Origin of the sequence: Nonomuraea sp. NPDC049624, from assembly GCF_040675255.1 — a bacterium.
GTDB lineage: Bacteria > Actinomycetota > Actinomycetes > Streptosporangiales > Streptosporangiaceae > Nonomuraea.
Genome location: NZ_JBFAOR010000007.1, coordinates 318,685 through 338,320 on the forward strand (window position 1 = coordinate 318,685; position 19,636 = coordinate 338,320).

Sequence of the window (19,636 nt, forward strand, 5' to 3'; positions counted from 1 at the left end):
TGGCCTGCCCATGTCCGAACTACATGAATCCCGACGCACGGCACCTCCCTCGCGCACTCAAGCCAAGGTGCTGATTCCGGACGAATACCCGATGGTCAGCCTCCTCGGCTCCCGTGACGAGCTGCTTCGCGTCATCGAGGGCGCCTTCAGGGCCGACATCCACGTGCGGGGCAACGAGATCACCGTCACCGGCAGCCCCGACGAGAGCGGCGCGGTCGTGCGCCTGTTCGAGGAGCTGGTCGAGGTGCTGCGCAGCGGGGGCGAGCTCACGCCCGACGCGGTCGAGCGGAGCATCGCCATGCTGCGCATGACCTCCGACCGTCCGGCCGAGGTGCTCTCGCTCGACATCCTGTCCTCCCGCGGCCGCACGATCAGGCCGAAGACCGTCAACCAGAAGCGGTACGTCGACGCGATCGACCAGCACACGATCGTGTTCGGCATCGGGCCCGCGGGCACCGGCAAGACGTACCTGGCGATGGCCAAGGCCGTGCGCGCGCTGCAGGAGAAGCGGGTCAACCGCATCATCCTGACCAGGCCGGCGGTCGAGGCGGGCGAGCGGCTCGGCTTCCTGCCCGGCACCCTCTACGAGAAGATCGACCCCTACCTGCGGCCGCTCTACGACGCGCTGCACGACATGGTCGACCCCGACTCGATCCCGAAGCTGATGGCCGCGGGCACGATCGAGGTCGCGCCGCTGGCGTACATGCGCGGCCGTACCCTCAACGACGCCTTCATCATCCTCGACGAGGCCCAGAACTCCTCGGCCGAGCAGATGAAGATGTTCCTGACCCGGCTGGGGTTCAACTCCAAGATCGTGGTGACCGGCGACGTGACCCAGGTCGACCTGCCCTCGGGCACGGTGAGCGGGCTGCGGGTCGTCCAGGACATCCTGGAGGGCATCCCCGACATCCACTTCGCCCGCCTGTCCAGCGCCGACGTGGTGCGCCACAAGCTGGTGAGCGACATCGTCGACGCCTACGGGCGCTACGACGCCACCCAGGCCGCCCAGGAGCCGAAGGCCATCCACCGGGGGAAACGACGCCCGTGAGCATCGAGATCAACAACGAGTCCGGCGTCGGCGTCGACGAGGAGAACCTCGTCGCGCTGGCCACCCACGTGCTCGGCGAGATGGGCATCAACCCGCTCGCCGAGCTGTCCATCGTGGTGGTCGACGAAGACGCCATGTCCGAGCTGCACGAGAAGTGGATGGGCGAGCCCGGCCCCACCGACGTGCTGGCCTTCCCGATGGACGAGCTGCGTCCCGGCGGCGGCGCGCGCGGCGACGGCGAGAGCCCGGCCGACCCGGCGCTGCTCGGCGACGTGGTGCTCTGTCCGCAGGTCGCGGCCAGGCAGGCCAAGGAGGCCGGGCACAGCGCCCAGGCCGAGCTGGAGCTGCTGTGCACCCACGGCATCCTGCACCTGCTCGGCTACGACCACGCCGAGCCCGAGGAGCACAAGGAGATGTTCGGGCTGCAGGCCCAGATGCTCGAGTCCTGGCAGGAGGTGCGCGACTCGCGGTGAACGCCTGGTTGCTGTGGGCCATCGCCCTTGTGATCATCGGTGGCCTGATCGCCAGTGCGGAAACGGCACTGACGCGCATCTCCAGGGTGCGCGCGGAGGAGTTCGCGCGCGAGGGCCGGCGCGGGGCCGATCGGCTCCAGGCCATCGTCACCGACCCGCCCCGCTACCTCAACCTGCTCCTGCTGCTGCGCCTGAGCTGCGAGCTGGTGGCGACGGTCATCGCCACGCTGCTGTTCATCGACCTCATGCACGACCAGGGCTGGGCCTACGTGGCCGCCGCGGCCGTCATGATCGTGGTCAGCTACGTCGTCGTCGGGGTCATGCCGCGGACGCTGGGGCGCCAGCACGCCGAGCCGGTCGCGCTGGCCGGGGCGCCGATCGTCTACGGCCTGACCCGCATCTTCGGCCCGCTGCCCAAGCTGCTCATCCTGCTCGGCAACGCCCTGACCCCCGGCAAGGGCTTCCGCGACGGCCCGTTCACCTCCGAGGCCGAGCTGCGCGACCTGGTCGACCTGGCCGAGGAGCGCCGGGTGATCGAGCCGGACGAGCGCGAGATGATCCACTCGGTCTTCGAGCTGGGCGACACGCTGGTCCGCGAGGTCATGGTGCCCCGCACCGACATGGTCTACATCGAGCGCGGCAAGACGATCAGCCAGGCGCTGTCGCTCGCGCTGCGCAGCGGCTTCTCCCGCATCCCGGTCGTGGGCGAGAACGAGGACGACGTCATCGGCATCGCCTACCTCAAGGACATCGCCCGCAAGATCCACGAGTCGGGCGAGGGCGGCGGCAAGGAGACGGTCGAGTCGATCATGCGGCGGGCCGCGTACGTGCCCGAGAGCAAGCCCATCGACCAGCTCATGCGCGAGATGCAGGCCCGGCAGATCCACATCGCGATCGTCATCGACGAGTACGGCGGCACCGCCGGCCTGGTCACCATCGAAGACGTCCTGGAGGAGATCGTCGGCGAGATCACCGACGAGTACGACCAGGAGGCCCCGCGGGTGGAGACCATGTCCGAGGGCGCGCTGCGGGTGACCGCCCGCATGCCCGTCGACGAGCTGGGCGAGCTGTTCGACACCGAGATCGAGGTCGACGACGTCGAGACCGTCGGCGGCCTGCTGGCCCACGCGCTCGGCCGGGTGCCGATCGCCGGGTCGCAGGCGGAGGTGGCGGGGCTGGAGCTGACGGCCGAGAGCCTGGCAGGGCGGCGCAACCGCATCAGCACGGTCGTCGTCCGCCGGGTCGCGCCGTCGGAGGAGGACGACGTCCAGGCTGCCGCCGAACGTGACTGACCACTTTGCGGGGAGATGTCGCAAGCGTTCTACAAGTCGTCTGCAAGCGGGCTCCGGCAGTCTCATCCCTGACACCCGGTGCGGTGGGTGTCACGAGGAAGCGTCCGAACGCCGGGTGGGGTTCGCGGCCGGAGGGCGCTCCTGGGGGGACGATGGCGTTCCGGCCAGCTAGCCGGCCAGGACGTCGATCGGCGTAAAGGGTGTTCTCGTCTGGAAACCAGGCGAGGGCACCCTTTTTGCGTTTGGTGGAAACTCTGCGGAGATTGCCGCATTCGTCGCCGGGGGAGGCTGCGGTCCAGGGGGAATCATGAAAGCGCGGATCATCGTGTACGGGCTGCTGGCCGCGACCCTGGCGGGCTGCGCGGGCGGCGGCGGGGCGGACGGGAAGATGGCGGCCGTCGTCGACGCCCAGGCCATGGCCCAGCTCCGTGAGGTGCTCAACAGGCGGCCGAGCCTGCCGGACGGCTTCGCGCAACGGCCTGAGCAGGCCTGGCGGGTGCCGTTCGGCCGGGTGGACCAGGCGTGCCGGGCCGCGCTCGACGTGGCGGCCGGGCATGCGCCCCCGGAGGGGCTCACCGGCCAGGCGGCGGTCAGCTACCAGGGGGACGGCCTGGGGGAGCGGGCGGCCGTCGGCCTGGCCCGGTACACCGGCGAGGAGGCCGAGGCGCGCTTCGACGACCTGAGCGAGGCCCTGGAGTCGTGCCGGGAGATCCGGACGGCGAACGGCACCGCCCTGCGGGCCCGCAGGCTCGACGTCGGCGACGCCGCCCGCTCCGGGGACGAGGCCGCCGCGGCGCGGTTGCGCGGACGGCTGAACGGCTACCCGTACGCCCTCGACGTCGTGCTGTCGCGGGACGGTGACACGCTGGTGTCGGTCGTGCACGCGGGCATGAGCGACGTCGACCGGGACCGGACGAGGAAGCTGGTCGCCGCCCTGCTGACGATGTCCACGGCCTAACCTGGTTCCCGTGACTCTCGATCCTGAAGACAGCAAGCTCATCACCCTGGCGCGGGCGGTCAGGGCACGCAACGAGGCCGCCGAGGGCGCCGCCGTGCGCGACGAGACCGGCCGCACGTACTCGGCGACCGGCGTCGCGTTGTCGTCGCTGACGCTGTCGGCCGTGCAGGTCGCGGTGGCCATGGCGGTCTCCGGCGGCGCGCGTTCGCTGGAGGCGGTCGCGCTGGTGACGGCGGGCGAGCCGGCCCCCGCCGACGAGGCGGTCGCGGCCGAGCTGGGCGTCAAATCCCTGCTCGTGGCCGGTCCCGACGGCACGCTGAGGTCCTGACGTGGCCATGTCGCCGTTCCTGGCCCGGTTGCGTGCCAAGATCGGCAACGACCTGCTCATGCTGCCGTCGGTCAACGGGTGCGTCTTCGACCGCGCCGGGCGGGTGCTGATGGCCCGGCACGGCGACGACGGCCTGTGGGCCACGCCCGGCGGCGGCGTCGACCCCGGCGAGCGGCCGCAGGACGCGGTGGTCAGGGAGCTGCGCGAAGAGCTGGCCATCGAGGTCGAGGTGCGCGGGCTGGTCGGCGTCTACGGCGGCCCCGAGTACCGCACGGTCTACCCCAACGGCCACGAGGTGGCGTACGTCATCGCCATGTACGCCTGCACCCTCGCCGCCGGCACGCCGACCCCCGACGGCGAGGAGATCAACGACTACCGGTGGGTGACCGAGCACGAGGCCGGCGGCCTGACGACGCCGGCCTGGACACCTCTGGCGCTGCCCGACGCGTTCGCCTGGTGGCGTGAACACGGCGGCTGATAAGCGACAATGCACAATGTGACTTCGCCAGACAATCATCGCGCCGGATTCGCCTGCTTCGTGGGAAGGCCGAACGTCGGCAAGTCCACATTGATGAACGCCCTGGTCGGCGCCAAGGTGGCGATCACCTCGTCCAAGCCGCAGACGACCAGGCGGGTCATCAGGGGCATCGTGCACCGCCCCGACGCCCAGATCGTCATCGTGGACACGCCGGGCCTGCACCGGCCGCGCACCCTCCTCGGCGAGCGGCTGGACAGCCTGGTGCTGTCCACGCTCACCGAGGTCGACGTGATCGGCTTCTGCGTGCCGGCCAACGAGCCGATCGGCAAGGGCGACCGCTTCATCGCCGACAAGCTCGCGGCGGTGAAGAAGACGCCCGTGGTCGCCGTGGTGACCAAGTGCGACCTGGCCAGCCGCGAGCAGGTCGCCCAGCAGTTGCTCGCGGTGTCGCAGGTGGCCGAGTTCGCGGCGGTCGTGCCGGTGTCGGCGCAGTCGGGCGAGCAGCTCGACGTGCTGGGCGACGTGCTGATCGAGCACCTGCCCGAGTCGCCGCCGCTGTACGAGGGCGGCCAGCTCACCGACGAGCCCGAGCAGGTGATGGTGGGCGAGCTGATCAGGGAGGCGGCCCTGGAGGGCGTGCGCGACGAGCTGCCGCACTCGATCGCCGTGGTCGTCGACGAGATGCTGCCCCGCGAGGGGCGCGACGACCTGCTCGACATCTACGCCCACATGTTCGTCGAGCGGCCCTCCCAGAAGGCCATCGTCATCGGGCACAAGGGCGAGCGGCTGCGCGACGTGGGCACCAAGGCCCGCAAGCAGATCGAGGCGCTGCTCGGCACGCGGGTCTACCTCGACCTGCGGATCAGCGTGGCCAAGGACTGGCAGCGCGACCCCAAACAGCTGCGCCGCCTCGGCTTCTTCGACTGACCCCGCCGATCACCCCGCCGGTGATCCAGCAGGGCCGGGCGGTCAGCGCGTGCGGCGCACCAGGGCCAGCACGGACAGCACGACGATCGCGACCGAGCAGGCCAGCGCGGCGAACCAGCCGTACCTGATGACCGGCTCGACCGACAGCAGCCCGCCCAGGTCGATGGAGAGCCGGTCGCCGACGCGCTGCGGGTCGGCGACGAACATCACCAGCAGCAGCGTGGCCGCCGCGCCCGGCAGCACCGCCAGCGCCGCCACGCGCGGCCGGGCGCCCAGCAGGCCCGTGACGCCGAGCGCCAGCGCGGCCAGCCCGGCGAGCAGCGTGTAGAGGCCCGTGCTGACGTCGACGCCGCGCACGTCGTCGGAGACGCCGGCGCCGATCAGGTCGCTGCGGGCCTCGATGCCGGCCCAGGGCATGATCGCGGTGAGCACCAGGAGGGCGGCCGCGACGGCGACGGCCAGCGCGGCGCCGCGGCGGGCGGACGTCGTCCGGGCGGGCTTGAGGTCATCGGCCACACGATCACTGTAGGCCGGGCCCCCGGCGCCCACCACCCGACGCGACGGACTCGTCACCAAGCCGGCCACCCGCCGCGACGGGCAGGGGGTTGAGGGAGAAGGGGCGCCGGGGCCCGCGTGATGGCCGGCAGGGTGCGGAGCAGCGGCCGGCGGGGTGCGGGGCGGCGGGTGGCGGGGTGCGGAGCAGCGGCCGGCGGGGTGCGGGGCGGCGGGTGGCGGGCGGGTCAGGGGGTGGAGAGGAAGGCGCGGGCGTTGGCGGCGGCCCGGCGGTCGCCGGTCTCGTCGAAGACCTCCAGGGCGGCCGTGGCCAGCTCCCTGGCGCGTCCGGCGGCCCCCTCGGCCCGGTTGACCCCGGCCAGGGCCAGCAGCGCGTACGCGTCCAGCAGGCGGTCGCCCAGCCGTACGGCGATGCCCCTGGCGCGTTCGGCGGCCGCCCTCGCGTCGGGTTTGGCGCCCTGCGCCAGCCGTACGGCCGACAGGTCGAGCAGGGCGTCGGCCTGCCGGTGGCGGTCGCCCAGCTCCGTCAGGTGATCGACGGCCGCCAGGAGGTGGACGGCGGCCTCCTCCAGCCGGCCCGCGCGGCGCAGCACCGCGCCGAGCACGCGCTCGGCGTCGGCGGCGTCCCGCTGGTGGTCGGCCGCCTCCAGGCAGGCCAGCAGCGCCCGCTCGGCCTCCTCCAGCCGGTCCCGCTCCAGGTGCACCCGGCCCAGGCGGCGCCGGGTGTGGTTGACGTCGCGGGTGCGGCCCTGCCGCAGGAACATGCCGAGCGCCAGCCGCAGCTTCTCGTGGGCCAGGTCCCACTCGCGCTCGGCCAGGTGCAGGTCGCCCTGGCCGAGCAGGACGAGCGCCTCACCCCGGTCGTCGCCGGCCCGCCGCGCGGACTCCAGGGCCCGCTGCGAGACCGCCCGCCAGTCGTCGAGGAACCGGTGCCGCTCCAGGTACGGCCCCAGCAGGTGCGCCAGCCGCCAGCACGGCTCGTCGAGCCCGGCGGCGTGCAGGTCGGCCACCAGGCTCACCAGGAACGGACGCTCGGCGTCCAGCCACTCGACCGACTCCCTGATGTCCCTGGTCGCCACGGCCGTGCCGGGGTCGCCCGACACCAGCGAGAAGCGCGAGGCCCGCACCCGGGCCAGAACGAGCTCCGACACCTCGGCCAGCACGCCCGGCAGCGGCTGTTCGCGCGCGAACAGCCGGGTCAGGTCGTGCATGCGGTAGCGGATCTGGCCGGCCGCGTCCACGCCGTGCGTCTCCAGCAGACCGGCGTCCACCAGGGCCTCGGCGCCGCCGCCGAGCCGGTCGGTGAGCCAGTCGGCGAAGTCGGGGGCCGACAGGGCGCCGAGGCCGCGTAACGTCCGCCTGGCCGGCTCGGGCAGCCCCTCGTAGCCGATGGCGAACACGCTGCGGACCGTCTGGTCGCCCGCGTGCAGCCGGTCGAGCCGCTTGTGCTCGTCCTCAAGGAGGCCCACCAGGTAGTCCACCGTCCAGTTCGGGCGGGCCGCCAGCCTGGACGCGGCGATGCGCAGCGCGATCGGCAGGCCGCCGCAGAAGCGGGCCAGCCGGTGCAGCGCCTCGTCCGCGGGCCGTCCGGAGCCGGCCACGAGCAGGGCCAGGGCGTCCTGCTGGTCGAGCACGCCGACCGACAGCCGGGTCGCGCCGGTCAGGCCGCCCAGCGACGAGCGGCTGGTCACGACCGTCGGGCAGGACGTCAGCAGCGGGCGCACCTGGGCCTCGCCGGCGGCGTTGTCCAGCAGGACCAGCAGGCGGCGGTTGGCCGTGTAGGTGCGGAACAGGCGCTCGCGCTGCTCCAGCCCGGCCGGGATGGCCTGGGCCGGGCAGCCGAGCCAGCGCAGGAAGTCCTCCAGGACGGCCGAGGGGGCCGTGGTCTCGCGCAGGTCGGCGTACAGGATGCCGTCGGGGAAGGACTCGCGGGCCCGCCAGGCGGCGTGCACGGCCAGGGCCGACTTGCCCGCGCCGGCCTGGCCGTGCACGACGACGTGGCCGCCGACCACCTGGTCGAGCAGGTCGGCGCGGCCGGTGAAGTTCGCGATGTCCGGCGGCAGCAGCACCGGGGGGCCCGCCGAGACGTGCAGCGACACGTCGTCGTGGAGCATGCGGTGGTAGAGCAGCTGCAGCTCGGGGTCGGGCTCGATCGCGTGGCCGCCGTCGAGCTGGTCGCGCAGCACCGCGTACGCGGCCAGCGCGTCGACCCGGCGGCCGCTGCGGTAGAGGGCCAGCATGTACTGGCCGCGGAAGCGCTGCCACAACGGGTGCTGCTGGGTCAGCCGCTTCAGCTCGGCCAGCAGCTCGCGGTGGCGGCCGGCGTCGAGGTCGGCCTGGACGCGGCGTTCCAGGGCGAGCAGGCGCAGCTCCTCCAGCTCCTCGCGCAGGCGCCGGGTCTCCTCCCACCGCTCGCCGTCGGGGTCGAGGTCCTCCAGGGCGGGGCCGCGCCACAGCGACAGCGCCTCCTCGTACGAGCCGCGCTCGATCAGCAGCCGGAACCGGTCGACGTCGAGCTGGTGCGCGCCGATCGCCAGCACGTACGAGCCGGACACGGTCGTGATCACGTCCTTGCCCAGGAGCTGGCGGAGCTGGCCCACGTACCCGCGGACGAGGGAGTCGGAGCGGTCGCCGCCCTCGCGTGGCCACAGCAGCCGGCGCAGCCGCTCCACGGTCAGCGGGCGGCCCGCGTTCAGCAGGAACATCGCCAGCAGGTCCCGGTGCTTCGGGGTCGTGGGGGTGCGATCCCGGCCGCCGTCGCGGACGTCGAGCGGCCCCATGATGCGGAATTCCACGCGACCTTCCTTTTCCGAGGAGATGTCGATCAGAATGGCACATCTGATGGCTCCCCTGATTTCGTCCGACCCGCACCGCCTGGGCCGTTACTGGCTGGCCGCACGGCTGGGCGCCGGTGGCCAGGGCGTGGTCTACGAGGCGTACGGCGAGGCCGGGGAGCGCGTCGCGGTCAAGGTGCCGAGGTCCGACAGCGCGGAGTCGCGGTCCAGGCTGGCCAAGGAGGCGGCGGCGGCCCAGCGGGTGGCCTCGTTCTGCACGGCCAGGGTGATCGAGGCGCAGGTGGACGACGCGCCGCGGTACATCGTCAGCGAGTACGTCCCCGGCCCGAGCCTGCGGGAGGTGGCCGCGGGGGCGGGGGCGTACGAGGGGGACGCGCTGCGCCGCCTGGCGATCGGCGTCGCCACCGCGCTGACGGCCATCCACCGGGCCGGGATCGTCCACCGTGACCTCAAGCCGGACAACATCATCCTGGGCCCGGACGGCCCCCGCGTGATCGACTTCGGCGTGGCCAGGGAGGTCGGGCAACCACGACCGGGCCGATCATGGGCACGCCGGGCTACATGGCGCCCGAGGTGCTCGCCGGGCGCGCCGCCACCGAGGCGGCCGACGTGTGGGCGTGGGGGATGGTGGTGCTGTTCGCGGCGCGGGGACGGGACGCGGTCGAGGCCGGCGAGCCGAGGCCGGCGAGCCGATGGCGGTCGTGGGCCGGGTGCTGGAGTTCGAGGCGGACGTCACCGGGCTGCCGGCGGAGCTGGCCCCGCTGGTGTCGGCCGCCACCGCCCGCGATCCCGCCGCCCGTCCGGCCGCCGGGGACCTGCTGCTCCGCCTGCTGGGCGAGGACGCCCGCCGGGACGCCGGCGACCCCCTGGCCCGTGGCGGGATGGTGGCGGGGGAGCTGAGGGGGCAGGCCGGGCCCGATCTGGGGGCGATCGCCGAAGAACTCTACGGCGAGCTGAGCGAGGACGAGCGGACGGCCGTGCCCGAGGTCTTCCTGCGGCTGCTCGACGGCGACGGCCTGCGTCCCGTGGAGCGCGAGGAGCTGCCCGAGGCCGAGGCGGTCGACTCGATGCTCGCCGTGTTCGTCTCGGCGGGCGTCCTGGCATCGAGCGGTGGCGCGTACGAGCTGGTCGCCCCCGGCCTGGTGCAGGCGTGGCCCCGGCTGCGCGACTGGCTGGCGGGCAACCGCGAGGGGCTGCCCGTGCACCGCCGCCTGGCCGAGGCCGCCGCTGAATGGGACGGCCACGGCCGCAAGCCCGCCGACCTGCTCCAGGGCACCCACCTGGACCGCACGCTGCAGTGGGCCGCCACCGAACGCAAGGACCTCACCCTGGCCGCACGCGAGCGCGACTTCCTGGACGCCGCCGCCGGGCAGGCCCGCAGGCGCACCCGGCGGCGCGGCCTGCTCGCCGCCGTGCTGGCGGTGCTGCTGGTGGCGGCGCTGGGCGGGCTCGGCGCGGCGGAGTATCTGCGCAGGGAGCCGGCCCGGCAACGGGACGAGGCGCTGGCCAGGGAACTGGCGCTGCGCGCCGCCGGGCTGCGCGAGCTGGAGCCCGCGCTGGCCGGCCTGCTCTCCGTGGCGGCCTGGCGGCTGGCCCCGGCGCTGGTCGAGACGGCGGGCGCGCTGTACGACGCGGGCTCCCAGCACGTCACCGGCATGTTCGTGGCGCCGTACGTGGAGACGGGCAGCGTGCAGGCACTCAGCACGGACGGCCACGTCCTGGCCTCCGTGACGGACGGCACCGCCCGCCTCTGGGACGTCCCGACCGGCCGGAAGCTGCACGAGCTGACCGGCCTCGGCGCGGGCGTGCGGAGCGTCGCCGTGAGCCTCGACGGCCGCCTGCTGGCCGTCCTGGACGACAAGGGCGTGCGGCTGTGGGACACCGTCACCGGCGGCCGCCTCGGCGGCCGGTTCGCGAGCAGGGCGAGCGGGTTCGGGGCGCTGGAGTTCGACCGCACCGGCCGCCGGCTCGCGGTGCCGTACGGCTCCGACGGCGAGCAGTGGTGGGACGTCGCCACCCGCAGGCCCCTGACCGCCCCCGGCGGCGCGATACTCAACGGCGTCAGCCCCGACGGCCGCTACGGCTTCGTCGCCGACGGCGAGGACCGGTCGCAGGTGTGGGACCTGGGCCGCCGCCGGCGACTGGACCTGCCGGCGCTGCCCGGCACCGGCACCTCCGTCGAGGCCAGGTTCAGCGACGGCCAGGCCCTCGTGGTCGTCGAGGACGTGGCCCGCCACGACAAACCCAGGGTCCACCTGTACGAGCTGCCCTCCGGCACCGCCGACTACGAGTTCGAAGGCGCGAACGGCCAGGCCGCGGACCTGGTCTTCGACGGCCGGTACATGGCCACGTGGCGTCCGGCGGACCTGCTCGTCCTGCGGCCGCGCGACAGCCTGGTGACCGCTCTGCTGCTCCCGGTGCCGGACGGCGTCACGCAGGTCCGCTTCGACCTGGCGGGCAAGGCCGTACGCCTGCTGAACGCGGCGGGCGGCGTCTCCACCGTCGACGTCTCCACGCTGTTCGATCCCCGGCTCGGCGATGGTCTTCAGCGCCGACGGCACGCGCCTGGCCTACGGCGACGGCGCCCGCGTCCGCGTGCTGGACGTCGCGAGCGGGCGGGAGACGCAGGCGTTCGAGCTGGCCGGGAAGGGGGCGGAGAAGGCCGACGCGCTCGCCTTCGACCCCGGCGGCCGTACCGTGGCCGTGCTGCCGTCCAGGTTCGAGGGGCAGCTGCCGCTGGAGCTGCACGACCTCGCGGGCGCGGACCACGAAGGTGACGGGCGCCGGGCCCATGAGCTTCGCGCCGGACGGTTCGCGGCTGCTCATGGGAGGCCCTGACCTGCGGCTCTACGATCCGGTGGGCGGGACCGTGGTGCCGGTGGGCGCCGAGGCCCGGCGGGTCGCCGACGCCTTCGCCTACAGCCCGGACGGCCGCCAGGTGGCCTCCTCGCATCCTGACCGGATCACGTTGTGGGACCGGGACCTGCGGACCATGCTGGGCGCCTTCCCCAGCGTGCCGGGCGCGGAGCAGTTCGAGCTGCCGGTCTGGTCGCCGGACGGGCGGCTGATCGCCACGTACGAGAAGGGCCCGCGGATCCGTCTGTGGGACGTGGCCTCGCGGCGGTACGTCGGGGTCGTGTTCGACGCGATGGCCGAGTCGACGGGCGACAACGTCTGGCTCGGGTTCTCGGCCGACGGGACCAAGCTGCACATCCTGGATGACGACGGCGCCTTCCGTACGCACGACCTCGACCGGCGGCATGTGGCCGCGACGGTGTGCGCCCGCGCCGGCCGCGTGCTCACGGCGGCGGAATGGCGGACGTACCTGCCGGGGGTCGAGCCGTTCGACGTGTGCCGCTAGGACCCCCAGGCGACGACCTGGAACCAGACCGCCTTGCCGGGCGGCACGGGGTTCCAGCCCCAGTCGTGGGACAGGCTGTGGACGATGGCCAGCCCCCGCCCCCGGCAGGCCAGCGGATCGGACTGGCCCATCCGGGGAAGGGCGGCGCACGAGTCGCGGACCTCCACGGTCAGCAGCCGCCCCTCCCTGACCACCACGACCCGGACGGGTTCCGCCGAGTGGGCGTGGGTGAGCGCGTTGGTGGCCAGCTCCGAGACGAGCAGTTGCGCGATCTCGACGGCGGCCTCCGCCGCTTCGTGATCCTTGGCGACGTCGCGGACGAACCGCCGCACGGAGGAGACGCAGCCGGGGTGCCGGGGCATCCGCCGTTCGCCGAGGACCGTGTCCGGCAGGGGCCGCCGGTCGGCGAGCGTCACGGCGGGACTTTCGGATTTCATGTGGCCAGCGTGACGCCATATGACTACGGTCGGTAGTGATCTGATTGCAAGGAGTGGACTTTGAAGTCCGTGCCGTTGGCGTTGAACCCGGGCGAGGGGAGGACAGGGTGGCCGACTTCTACGCGCCTCAGGCGATATGGGGCAGAGAGTTGCGGCACTACCGGAAGTCGGCGGGCCTGACGCAGGGGCAGCTCGCCGAGCGCATCCATTTCAGCGAGGGCCTGATCAGCGGTGTCGAGACCGGTCAGCTCCCGGCCAGCCCCGAGTTCGCCGAGGCCTGCGACAAAGCCCTCGGCACCGGCGGAGCCCTGTGCCGCCTGCTCGACTGGCGCAAGGGTCAGATCTTCCCCTCCTGGTTCGGCAAGTGGCACGAGAAGGAGCAGGCGGCGCTCACCCTGCGCACCTACGAGCCGCTCCTGGTGCCCGGCCTCCTGCAGACCGAGCAGTACGCCCGCGCCCTGCTGCGCGGCAACGAGGCCGCGGTGGCCGCGCGCATGGAGAGGCAGGCGATCCTTGCCCGCGACGACCCTCCGTCGCTGCGCTGCGTCATCGACGAGGCGGTGCTGTTCCGGCCCATCGGCGGGCAGGAGCTGATGAAGGGTCAACTCCGGCGGTTGCTCGACGCGGTCACCCCGCGGCTCAGCATCCAGGTCCTCCCGCACGGGCTGCACTCCGGCTTGACGGGCGGCTTCGTGATCGCGACCCTGGACGGAGGCTCCGAGGTGTTGTACGCGGAAACCGCGGTACGCGGCATCACCACGAGCGATCATGAGGACGTCTCGGCGGCCGTGGAGCGGTTCGAGGCCATCCGTACCGAGGCGTTGCCCTTGAGCATGTCCCTTGAAACGATAAAGAAAGCCATGGTGGAACGATGGACCTGAGCTGTGTCCAGTGGCAGAAGTCCAGCTTTTCCGGCGACAACGGCGGCAACTGCGTCGAGATCGCCGAGCTCAAGAACGTTCCTGGCGGCCCTGAGCACAAGGGCGGGCAGGCCGAGCTGGTCGTCGTGCGTGACTCCAAGGACCCCGACGGGCCCAAGCTGTTCTTCACGCCCGCCGAGTGGGACGCGTTCGTGGCGGGCGTGAAGGCGAGCGAGTTCGACCGCGCCTGACGGCGCCTGACGGCGCGGTCACGCAGGGTTCAGCAGGTGGCGGGGCCGGCGTCCCGCTGGACCTCTATGGAGGGCGTCTCGCCCACGTGCGGCGGCATCGCGGACGCGGACATCAGCGGATCGCCCGGGGTGCCGCCGACCTTCTCCAGGAAGTCGGCCCACTCGGTCGGCACGGTGAGGGCGGTGATCGAATACCACTCCCCGGCCATCGCGGGGTCGTCGCCTTCGAGCGAGACGGGCACGTCCCACTGGCCGGCGGCCCGCAGGGTGTCGACGCGGTAGAAGCGGGTGTGTCTGGTGCGCGGCGTGCCGGTCGTCCGGCGTACGCCGATCAGCAGGGTCGTGCCCTCGGGCAGCGTGGCGGTGCCTCTCACCAGCGGGCAGGGCGAGGCGGTGGCCCCGGGGCCGGTGACGGGCGCGGTGATGACGAGCCGGGGCGTCTCCCGCTCGCTCTGCGCCTGGCTGTACTTCACCACGACGCCGGGCAGGCCCACCAGCGTCGTGGCCATGCCGACAATGGCGGTGGCCCACTTCCTTCTGACGCTCCATACGCGTGGAGCGGGCCCGGCGCCGCGGCCGAGCTTTCGATTCTTGGCCATTTGCGGTATTTCCCCCGATCGTGCGCCGCGAGATGGATACGCGGAAACGCGACGAATCCGAATTTTTCCGGATAAACGTCGAATTGGAGTCTTTTGCTCAACGGGGTGGAAGGGTGTCAGCATGCACCCGATTTCGGGTGATGCCGTTTCCCCTGCTCATACCCTTGATCGTCCGCGTAACCCCTGGCCGAGGGTGTTTTTGAGATCGGCTTGACGGTCGTTCTCAAAGTGGGAATCAGCGGCTATTGGCCCAAATGCGTGCCGATTGCACGATCTCCTCAAGGGTGTCGCTGTGCGCGCCCTGCCAGTAGACCTGGCCGCAGTCGCCGCACCGGGCGTAGGCGTCGTAGCTGCGCCGGGTGCCGGCCTCCAGCAGCGGCCCGACCTCCTCCTTCGTCGCCGGCACGAGCACGCCGTTGCAGGCCGTGCAGCGCGTCCAGGGAGCCAGCGGCGGCTCGAAGCGTTCGAGCACGTCGCGGAGCTGGTCGGCGGGGCGCGAGCCGCGGACGTAGGCGCCCAGCCACAGCGCGCGGCGGCGCAGCAGGCCGCGGTCCTGGGTGAGCAGCACCCGCCGCTCCTCGTTGGCCTGGACCACCAGCGCCGGGTCGTCCATGTCGTTGTGGTACGCGGTGTCCACGCCGAGCAGGCGCAGCCGCCGGGCCAGCGTGCCGAGGTGCACGTCGAGCAGGAACCGCGGCTCGGCGGGCAGCGGCTGCGGCCGGGGCATCGGGTGCACCTCGACCGTCTCGCCCGGCGCGAGCAGGTGGGACGGGGCCACGCCGCGTCCGTCCGACAGCATCGGCCCCGCCTCGGTCAGCGGGATGCCCAGCGACTCCACGTGATGGCCGAGCGTCGAGGTGCCGTCGGTGGTCACCCGCTGCCACTCCCGCCGGCGGCTCACGGGCAGGAACATCCTCAGCTCGGCGGCGATGCGCAGGCGTGCGTCCCGTTCGGTCACACTGTCCATTCTGCGGGACCGGATACCGTGAATTCATGCCCATATCCCGCCGAGCCTTCCTCGGGCTCGCCGCGCTCGCGGCCGGCTGCTCCACGGCCGGGCCCGCCGAGCTGCGGCTGGTCACCGGGCTGGCGGGCGGCCCGTACGGCGCGCTCGGGCAGCGGCTGGCGGGCGAGCTGCGGCACGACGGGCTGACCGTGCGGGTGGTGGAGACCGCGGCCAGCGTCCAGAACCTCACCATGATGGCCGGCGGCCGGGCCGACGTCGGGTTCGCGCTGGCCGACAGCGCCGACGACGCGGTCAGGGTGCGCCACCAGCCGGTCTCCGCGCTGGCCCGGATGTACATGAACTACGTGCATCTGGTCGTGCGCGAGGGCGCCCGCATCACCGGCGTCGGCGACCTGGCCGGGCGTCCGGTGTCGATCGGGGCCGAGGGGTCGGGCACGGCGGTGACCGCCTCGCGCGTGTTGTCGGCCGCCGGGCTGCGCACGCCGCCGCAGATCACCAGGCTCGGCCTCGACGCCTCCGTCACCGAGCTGCGCGACGGCCGGATCGAGGCGTTCTTCTGGTCCGGCGGCGTGCCGACGCCTGCGCTCGCCGCGCTCGACGACATCGCGCTGGTGCCGCTGGAGTCGCTGGTGCCGGTGCTGCGCCGCCGCTACGGGCCGGTCTACGAGCACGCCGCCGTGCCGGCCGGCGCGTACGGCCTGGCCAGGCAGGTGCCGACCGTGGGCACGCCGAGCTATCTGATGTGCCGTACGACGCTCCCCGACGACCTGGCCTTCACCGTCACCGAGACGCTCTTCCGCGCCCGCGACCGCCTCCAGGCCCCCTCGGCCCCCGGCGGCCGCCTCGACAGGCGTTACGCCATCGGCACCGGCGTCGTGCCCCTGCACCCGGGCGCGGCCCGCTACTACCGCTCGGTCTACGGCTGAGCCAGGGCCAGCTCGACCACCAGCCCGTGCGGCACGGCGGGCAGCAGCCGCAGGGTGGCCCCGCACGCCTTGGCCAGCTCGGCCGCGATGGCCAGGCCGAGCCCGCTGCCCGGGACGTTCGCGTGCGCCCCCGACCGCCAGAACCGCCCCAGCGCCTCGGCCCGCTCCGCCGCGTCCAGCCCCGGCCCGTCGTCGGCGACGCGCAGCACCTCGCCGTCGAGCGTGACCGTCACCGTGCCGCCCGCGGGGACGAACTTCTGGGCGTTGTCGAGGGCGATGTCGGCGATCCTGGCCGCCGCCTCCGGCACCACCGCGCCCGCGGGGACGTCGGCCACCAGGCACACGCCCTTGGCCGCGTAGACCTCGCGCCACACCGCCAGCCGCTCGCCGAGCGCGGCCTGCTTGCCCGCCAGGCCCGCGCCCGCCTCGACCCTGGCCAGCGCCAGCAGGTCCTCCACCAGCAAGGCCAGCCGGTCGAGCTCGGACATCGCCTCGGCGTACTCGGCCGTGCCCTCCTCGCGCAGGTGCGGCTCCAGGTTCTCCAGCCGCAGCCCGAGCACGGTGAGCGGGGTGCGCAGCTCGTGCGAGGCGTCGGCCACGAACGCGCGCTGCCGTTCCATCGCCGCCGAGACCGCGTCGGCCATCGCGTTGAAGCGCTCCTCCAGCCGGCGCAGCTCCGACGGGCCCGCCCCGGGATGCGCCCGCGCGTCGAGCCGGCCCTGCGCGATGGCCCGCGTGGTGCGGTCGAGCTCGGTCACCGGCCGCAGGATCCAGCGGGCCAGCCGCCGGGCCGCCAGCGCCGACCAGGCCAGCGCGACCAGCGCCCCCGCCGCCAGCGCGCCCCAGACCAGTGACACGTCCAGCCGGGCCTGCCCGGTCGGGGCCTCCAGCAGCACCACGCCGGACAGCTGGGCGTCCCGCCCGGCGGGCTCGGCCAGCAGCACCGTGGCCGGGCCGAACGGGCTGACCGTGGGCAGGTCCTCGGTCGTGCGGCCGGACAGCGCGAGCCGGGTGGCCTCCCGGTCGTCGGCCTCGAACCGGCCGGCCGAGACCAGGATCGAGCCGTCGCGGTCGCGCACCCGGACGGCCGCGCCGTACAGGTCGGCGTACCGGGAGACCTCGGCGATCAGGCCCGTACGGTCGTCGTCGCGGGCCGCGGCGTCGGCCAGCTCGGCGAAGCGGGTGGCGTCGGCGCGCCGGTCGAGCAGCAGGCGGTTGGTCCGGTGGGAGGCGTAGGCCAGGCCGAGCGGCACGGCCAGCGCGGCGATCAGGAAGACGATCAGCGTGGTGAACGTGACCACCAGCCGCGCGTTCATCCCGCCGGGCCCAGCCGGTAGCCGGTGCCGCGCAACGTCTCCACCAGCCCGGGACGCCCGGTCTTGGACCGCAGCCCGGCCACGTGCACGTCGAGCGACCGGGACGCCGACAGCAGCGGGTCGCCCCAGACCTCGTCGAGGATCTCCTCCCGGCTGCGCACCACGCCCGGCTCGCGGGCCAGCAGCGCCAGCACGTCGAACTCGCGCCTGGTCAGCGCCACCGGCTGCCCGGCCACCGTGACCTGCCTGCACTCCAGGTCGATGCGCACGTCGCCGACGCACACCACGTGGTCGCGCGGCGGCATCGGACGCGTGCCGCGCCGCAGCACCGCCTCCATGCGGGCCATCAGCTCGACCGTGCGGAACGGCTTGACCAGGTAGTCGTCGGCTCCCGAGCGCAGGCCGCGCAGCACCTCGCGCTCCTGCGTGCGCGCGGTGACCACGATGAGCGGCACCGCCGAGACGCGGCGCAGCCGGCGCAGCACGTCGAGCCCGTCCATGTCGGGCAGGCCCAGGTCGAGCAGCACGAAGTCGACGCCCCCCGCCAGGCGGAGGGCGTCGACGGCCAGGCCGGCGCGGGTGACCGAATGGCCGTGCCGGGCCAGCGCCGTGGTGAGCGCGGAGGCGAGACGATCGTCGTCCTCGACCAGGAGAACCCGCATGGTGCCAGGTTAGACGCGGGCGGTGACCGGATCCGACGGCTCGGCGCCCTCGCTGCGCGACAGCGCCGCGTCGCGGGTCTCGCGCATGGTCAGGTAGACGACCAGGGAGACGGCGGCGCAGGCGGAGACGTACCAGAAGAAGCCGGACTCGATGCCCTTGTCCTTGAACCACAGGGCGACGTACTCGGCGGTGCCGCCGAACAGGGCGTTCGCGATCGCGTACGGCAGCGCCACCCCCAGCGCGCGCACGTGCGTCGGGAACAGCTCGGCCTTCACCACGGCGTTGATCGAGGTGTAACCGGTCACGATCACCAGGCCGACGAGCGACAGGACGAGCGCGCCCCCGAAGCCGCTCGCCCCGCCCAGCGCGGTCATCAGCGGCACGGTCCCCAGCATCGACCCGATCCCGAACGTGATCAGCAGCGGCCGCCGCCCGATGCGGTCCGACAGCGCCCCGGCCAGCGGCTGCAGGCACATGAAGATGAACAGCGCGCAGAAGCTGACCAGCGTGGCCGTCTCCTTCGCCAGGCCCGCGGTGTTCGACAGGTACTTGGTGAGGTACGTCGTGTAGGTGTAGTACGCGACCGTGCCGCCCATGGTCAGGGCGATGACCAGCAGCGCCTCCTTCCTGTGCGCCAGGAGCTGCCTGATGGTGCCCTTGTCCCGGCGCTCCTCTTCCTCCTCGCCGTACGCCTCGGTCTCCAGCAGGCTGCGGCGCAGGTAGAACACGACGGCGGCGGCCACGGCCCCGACCACGAACGGCACGCGCCAGCCGTAGGAGTTCAGGGCCTCCTTCGACATCGTGTTCTGCAGGATGATCTGCAGGCCGAGGCCGACGAGCTGGCCGGCGGTCATGGAGACGTACTGGAAGCTGGAGGCGAAGCCGCGCCGGCCGCGCGGGGTGGCCTCGGTCAGGTACGTGGCGCTGGCGGCGTACTCGCCGCCCACGGACAGGCCCTGGAGCAGCCGCGCGACCACCAGGACCAGCGCGCCGAAGTAGCCGACCGACTCGTACGTCGGCGCGATGGCGATCAGCAGCGCGCTGGCCGACATCAGCGTGACGGTGAGCGTGAGCGCCGCCTTGCGGCCCCGGCGGTCGGCGTAGCGGCCGAGCAGCCAGCCGCCGAGCGGGCGCATGAAGAAGCCGACGGCGAAGATGGCCGCGGTGTTGAGCAGCTTGGCCGTGTCGTCCCCGTCAGGGAAGAACGAAGCGGCGAAGTAGACGGCGAAGCTGCTGTAGACGAACCAGTCGTACCACTCGACCAGATTGCCGACGGAGCCGCCGATCACTGCCTTCCACGGCACGCGCGCTTTGTTCATGTGGGACCTCCTGGGGGGAGTGGATGCAGGCCAGAGCCTCTCCCCAGAAGGTTGTTCGGACAAGGTGCGGCGGCTCAGATCTAACGTGCGCTTAACATCGGGTTCTCCTCAGCGCAACGGGGGCG

Annotated in this window: 20 protein-coding genes and 1 pseudogene; 13 read left to right on the forward strand and 8 right to left on the reverse strand. The window is 73.2% G+C overall.

Features of this window, described 5'->3' with window-relative positions:
• Positions 1-10: 10 nt before the first annotated feature.
• The 7 genes from AB0J76_RS29385 to era all read left to right on the forward strand — a co-directional run bounded on the left by AB0J76_RS29385 (position 11) and on the right by era (position 5,504).
• The gene (locus AB0J76_RS29385; RefSeq protein ID WP_352352470.1) at positions 11-1,048 is read left to right on the forward strand and encodes a PhoH family protein; all 1,038 of its coding nucleotides are present in this window, start codon (positions 11-13) and stop codon (positions 1,046-1,048) included.
• The gene (ybeY, locus tag AB0J76_RS29390) at positions 1,045-1,521 is read left to right on the forward strand and encodes an rRNA maturation RNase YbeY (protein WP_352329052.1); all 477 of its coding nucleotides are present in this window, start codon (positions 1,045-1,047) and stop codon (positions 1,519-1,521) included. Before AB0J76_RS29385 ends, ybeY begins: the two co-directional genes overlap by 4 nt.
• Entirely contained in the window at positions 1,518-2,813 is a 1,296-nt protein-coding gene (locus AB0J76_RS29395; protein WP_352329050.1) for a hemolysin family protein, read from the forward strand. Before ybeY ends, AB0J76_RS29395 begins: the two co-directional genes overlap by 4 nt.
• A 307-nt stretch (positions 2,814-3,120) precedes the next feature.
• Positions 3,121-3,771, forward strand: coding sequence for a hypothetical protein (locus AB0J76_RS29400; RefSeq protein WP_352329049.1), 651 nt, complete (start codon positions 3,121-3,123; stop codon positions 3,769-3,771).
• Between the two features lies 1 nt (position 3,772).
• Positions 3,773-4,099: a cytidine deaminase gene (locus AB0J76_RS29405; protein WP_352329057.1), complete on the forward strand. Its 327-nt coding sequence runs from the start codon at positions 3,773-3,775 to the stop codon at positions 4,097-4,099.
• A gap of 7 nt (positions 4,100-4,106) precedes the next feature.
• Positions 4,107-4,577: an NUDIX domain-containing protein gene (locus AB0J76_RS29410; protein ID WP_352329056.1), complete on the forward strand. Its 471-nt coding sequence runs from the start codon at positions 4,107-4,109 to the stop codon at positions 4,575-4,577.
• 9 nt (positions 4,578-4,586) lie between these two features.
• A complete protein-coding gene (gene era, locus AB0J76_RS29415) occupies positions 4,587-5,504 on the forward strand; it encodes a GTPase Era (RefSeq protein ID WP_352329048.1) in 918 nt (305 codons plus the stop codon).
• Positions 5,505-5,546: 42 nt separating this feature from the next.
• Here era and AB0J76_RS29420 read toward each other — a convergent pair whose 3' ends face one another.
• Positions 5,547-6,020 carry a hypothetical protein gene (locus AB0J76_RS29420; protein ID WP_352329047.1) on the reverse strand — a complete coding sequence of 158 codons (474 nt, stop codon included), beginning with the start codon at positions 6,018-6,020 and terminating at the stop codon, positions 5,547-5,549.
• A gap of 224 nt (positions 6,021-6,244) precedes the next feature.
• A complete protein-coding gene (locus AB0J76_RS29425; RefSeq protein ID WP_364391098.1) occupies positions 6,245-8,812 on the reverse strand; it encodes a BTAD domain-containing putative transcriptional regulator in 2,568 nt (855 codons plus the stop codon).
• Between the two features lie 46 nt (positions 8,813-8,858).
• Here AB0J76_RS29425 and AB0J76_RS29430 point away from each other — a divergent pair.
• The 3 genes and pseudogenes from AB0J76_RS29430 to AB0J76_RS29440 form a co-directional block, all read left to right on the forward strand.
• Positions 8,859-9,284, forward strand: a pseudogene (locus tag AB0J76_RS29430) (protein kinase); the annotation flags it as partial.
• Positions 9,285-9,504: 220 nt separating this feature from the next.
• Positions 9,505-11,589, forward strand: coding sequence for a hypothetical protein (locus AB0J76_RS29435; RefSeq protein WP_364391101.1), 2,085 nt, complete (start codon positions 9,505-9,507; stop codon positions 11,587-11,589).
• A gap of 14 nt (positions 11,590-11,603) precedes the next feature.
• Complete coding sequence (locus tag AB0J76_RS29440; protein ID WP_352328732.1) at positions 11,604-12,173, forward strand: WD40 repeat domain-containing protein; 570 nt, start codon at positions 11,604-11,606, stop codon at positions 12,171-12,173.
• On the opposite strand, the gene AB0J76_RS29445 is transcribed toward AB0J76_RS29440, so the two are convergent.
• On the reverse strand, positions 12,170-12,610 hold the full coding sequence (locus AB0J76_RS29445; protein WP_352328734.1) for an ATP-binding protein: 441 nt from the start codon (positions 12,608-12,610) through the stop codon (positions 12,170-12,172). The genes AB0J76_RS29440 and AB0J76_RS29445 overlap by 4 nt on opposite strands.
• A 149-nt stretch (positions 12,611-12,759) precedes the next feature.
• Here AB0J76_RS29445 and AB0J76_RS29450 point away from each other — a divergent pair, with 149 nt between their 5' ends.
• Together AB0J76_RS29450 and AB0J76_RS29455 are read left to right on the forward strand one after the other, a co-directional pair.
• Positions 12,760-13,491, forward strand: a complete 732-nt coding sequence (locus AB0J76_RS29450) for a helix-turn-helix transcriptional regulator (RefSeq protein WP_352328736.1) — start codon at positions 12,760-12,762, stop codon at positions 13,489-13,491.
• Positions 13,482-13,721, forward strand: a complete 240-nt coding sequence (locus tag AB0J76_RS29455; protein ID WP_352328738.1) for a DUF397 domain-containing protein — start codon at positions 13,482-13,484, stop codon at positions 13,719-13,721. Before AB0J76_RS29450 ends, AB0J76_RS29455 begins: the two co-directional genes overlap by 10 nt.
• Positions 13,722-13,750: 29 nt before the next feature.
• Here AB0J76_RS29455 and AB0J76_RS29460 read toward each other — a convergent pair whose 3' ends face one another.
• Complete coding sequence (locus AB0J76_RS29460; RefSeq protein WP_352328739.1) at positions 13,751-14,230, reverse strand: hypothetical protein; 480 nt, start codon at positions 14,228-14,230, stop codon at positions 13,751-13,753.
• A 325-nt stretch (positions 14,231-14,555) separates the two neighbouring features.
• Positions 14,556-15,287 (reverse strand): Mut7-C RNAse domain-containing protein, encoded by a 732-nt coding sequence (locus AB0J76_RS29465; RefSeq protein WP_352328740.1) that lies wholly within the window; start codon positions 15,285-15,287, stop codon positions 14,556-14,558.
• A 26-nt stretch (positions 15,288-15,313) separates the two neighbouring features.
• Here AB0J76_RS29465 and AB0J76_RS29470 point away from each other — a divergent pair, with 26 nt between their 5' ends.
• Positions 15,314-16,213 carry a TAXI family TRAP transporter solute-binding subunit gene (locus AB0J76_RS29470; RefSeq protein WP_352328741.1) on the forward strand — a complete coding sequence of 300 codons (900 nt, stop codon included), beginning with the start codon at positions 15,314-15,316 and terminating at the stop codon, positions 16,211-16,213.
• Here the strand turns inward: AB0J76_RS29470 and AB0J76_RS29475 are convergent.
• From AB0J76_RS29475 to AB0J76_RS29485, 3 genes are read right to left on the reverse strand one after another with little or no spacing between them, the layout of a single operon-like run.
• A complete protein-coding gene (locus tag AB0J76_RS29475; RefSeq protein ID WP_352328743.1) occupies positions 16,204-17,529 on the reverse strand; it encodes a HAMP domain-containing sensor histidine kinase in 1,326 nt (441 codons plus the stop codon). The two genes, AB0J76_RS29470 and AB0J76_RS29475, sit on opposite strands and share 10 nt — an antisense overlap.
• Complete coding sequence (locus AB0J76_RS29480; protein WP_364391108.1) at positions 17,526-18,191, reverse strand: response regulator transcription factor; 666 nt, start codon at positions 18,189-18,191, stop codon at positions 17,526-17,528. The genes AB0J76_RS29475 and AB0J76_RS29480 overlap by 4 nt, the downstream gene beginning before the upstream one ends.
• A gap of 9 nt (positions 18,192-18,200) precedes the next feature.
• Positions 18,201-19,511, reverse strand: coding sequence for an MFS transporter (locus AB0J76_RS29485; protein WP_352327985.1), 1,311 nt, complete (start codon positions 19,509-19,511; stop codon positions 18,201-18,203).
• Between the last annotated feature and the right edge of the window lie 125 nt (positions 19,512-19,636).